General features: G+C 58.4%; 1 protein-coding gene. It reads right to left on the minus strand.

Annotated elements, in window-relative coordinates:
- Positions 1–632, minus strand: a 632-nt coding sequence (locus ACLQ24_RS30050) for a hypothetical protein (RefSeq protein ID WP_425895107.1), incomplete at both ends; no start/stop codon positions are given.

Raw genomic sequence — 632 nt, forward strand, 5'->3', positions numbered from 1 at the left:
ACGCACCCTCCCACGGCAAGGGCCGACGACCCACAGCCAGATTGGCGACCTTCTGTGTTGTGGCGGACACCGACCGCAACTCCCCACCGGCCGCCCCCTCTGGGCGCACAAGAAAGGTCTTGTCGCCCCGATACTCCGTCTGCAGCCCACGGTCGCTCAGAGCCTGAGCGATCATTCTTTGCGGATCCACACGCCCGAGCTGGATGAGATTAGCCATCCACGTGCCGAGTTCAATGACGTCCCCTGTTTCCGGGAGCGTGACCGGGGTTTCGTGTCTAGCAGGGATCTTTCCCGCCCTTGTGGAATCGCCTTTGCACCAAAGGTCATAAGCGGCGAACGTCGCCTTGTCCTTCTCTGCCCTCTCGGCAACAGTGACAAACGTGCTCTTGTCTAGGGGTATTCGAATCTTGTTGCGGTTGACCTCCGGCTGGAAACCGTTATCGTTCAGAACATTGAAGAGTCCCTGATGAAACAGAAGTCCCCTTTCCCGCAAATTATTAAATGTTTTCCCGACGGGGTGAACCTTCCCCCCGGCATCCTTCACCGTTTTTGCCTCGGCGGGAATTTTGCCCGAGTTCTCGCCATCTGGCCCCACCCAAAGCTGAATCCCCGCGATCCGCTCCTGATTGTCC

This window comes from Micromonospora sp. DT4, from assembly GCF_049841675.1.
Classification (GTDB): Bacteria; Actinomycetota; Actinomycetes; order Mycobacteriales; family Micromonosporaceae; genus Micromonospora.